This window comes from Pseudolysinimonas sp., assembly GCF_031389465.1.
Classification (GTDB): Bacteria; Actinomycetota; Actinomycetes; order Actinomycetales; family Microbacteriaceae; genus Pseudolysinimonas_A.
The window spans coordinates 1-1,964 of sequence record NZ_JANMSQ010000011.1; the positions used below are offsets into that span (position 1 = coordinate 1).

Consider the following 1,964-nt stretch of genomic DNA (forward strand, 5'->3'; position numbering starts at 1 on the left):
ACGGCGGGGCGGGTGTCGCTCCCCGGAGCGGCTCGCCCCCGCGGGTACCGTGACCGCATGGCCACGAGCACCCGGTCGTCGAGCGCCCGCGCGCGCTCGACCTCCCGCGCGCGCTCGACCGGCGCGGCCGCCACCAAGCGCTACCCGAAGGGCAGGTCGCCGGCGAAGACCGAGGAGCCCGGTGCGCTCACCAGTCTGTGGATGGGACTCGCCCACATCGTCGGTGGCGCGGCTCGGCTGTTCGGCAAAGAGACTCTCGCCCCCGAGGAGCGCCGCGACGGGGTGCCGTTCCTGTTGATCGTGCTCGCGATCGGCGGTGCGATCGTCGAGTGGTTCAACCCGAGCCACGAGGTCGCGATCGCCCTCGACGCGTACACCTTCGGCGGACTGTTCGGCCGGGTCGCTTTCGCGTTGCCGGTCATCATGCTGGTGTTCGCTGTCTGGCTGTTCCGGCATCCGTCGAGCGTTCATGACAACGGGCGACTCGGGGTCGGCCTCGTGCTGCTGTTGACCAGCGTCAGCGGACTGAGCCACCTCTTCGGCGGCCAGCCGCAGCCCGCCGACGGCGCCGTCGCGATGGCACACGGCGGCGGCATCCTCGGCTGGATCGTCGCGCAACCGTTCGTCGAGATCGGGGCGTCCTGGCTGGCCGTTCCGCTCGCGGGCGGCCTGATGCTGCTGTCGCTGTTCATCCTCACCAAGACGCCGCCGAACCGCATCGGCTCGCGCCTCGGGGAGGCCTACAGCTACCTCTTCGGCGCCGAACTGCCGACTCGCGCGCCGAAGACCCCCGCCGAGCAACCCGAGCTGGGGTCGCTCACCGATCTCGGGTTCGAGCCCGAAGACCCGTCGTCGATGCCCTGGTGGCGCCGCAAGAAAGACGTCACCGGCGATCCGGCGTTCGACACCCCGGTCGCCCGCGACCACGCCACGGATGTCATCGTGCCGCCGTCGGAGGTCAACCCGTTCGACTTGCTCGCCGAACTCGACAAGGCCGAGGATGCCGTGCGCCGCTTCACCGGCGAGGTACCGCCACGAGCGCGCGGGCTGCAGGACGACGGGTTCGGCTCCGCACCGGGGGAGTCGGTGCTCGCCGAGCTGCCCGACCCCGAGCTCGCGGCCGCTCGCCCGCCGGTGAACCGTCGCCCGTATCGGCTGCCCGCGGCATCCAGTCTTCAGGCCGGCACGCCGCCGAAGACTCGCACCCCCGCAAACGACGAGACGATCGCGGCGATCACCGAGGTGCTCACCCAGTTCCAGGTGGATGCCAAAGTCACCGGCTTCAGCCGCGGACCGTCGGTCACCCGCTACGAGATCGAACTCGGTGTGGGCGTCAAGGTCGAGCGGGTCACCGCCCTCGCCAAGAACCTGTCGTACGCCGTCGCGTCGAACGAGGTGCAGATCCTCTCGCCGATCCCCGGCAAGAGTGCGATCGGCATCGAGATCCCGAACAAGGATCGCGAGATCGTGACCCTCGGAGATGTGCTGCGCTCCAGCGTCGCGGCCCGCTCGCAGCATCCGATGACGATCGGTCTCGGCAAAGACGTCGAGGGCGGCTTTGTCGTGGCGAATCTCGCGAAGATGCCGCATCTGCTCGTCGCCGGTGCCACCGGCTCGGGCAAGTCGTCCTTCATCAACTCGATGATCACCAGCGTGCTGATGCGGTCCAAGCCCGCCGAGGTGCGGATGGTGCTCATCGACCCGAAACGAGTCGAACTGGCCGCCTATCAGGGCGTACCGCACCTCATCACGCCGATCATCACCAACCCGAAGAAGGCGGCCGAAGCGCTCGCCTGGGTCGTGAAAGAGATGGACATGCGGTACGACGACCTCGCGTCGTTCGGGTTCCGCCACATCGACGACTTCAACCGGGCCGTACTCGGGGGTGAGATCGGGCCGCGACGCTGGAGCGCAGCACATCTCCGAGGGTCACGATTTCGCGATCCTTGTTCGGGATCTCGATG

General features: G+C 68.8%; 1 protein-coding gene. It reads left to right on the forward strand.

Going from position 1 to position 1,964, the window contains the following annotated elements:
- Positions 1–57 precede the first annotated feature (57 nt).
- The coding region (locus RMO30_RS00320) for a DNA translocase FtsK (protein ID WP_309707967.1) at positions 58–1,964 on the forward strand (1,907 nt) is incomplete at its 3' end.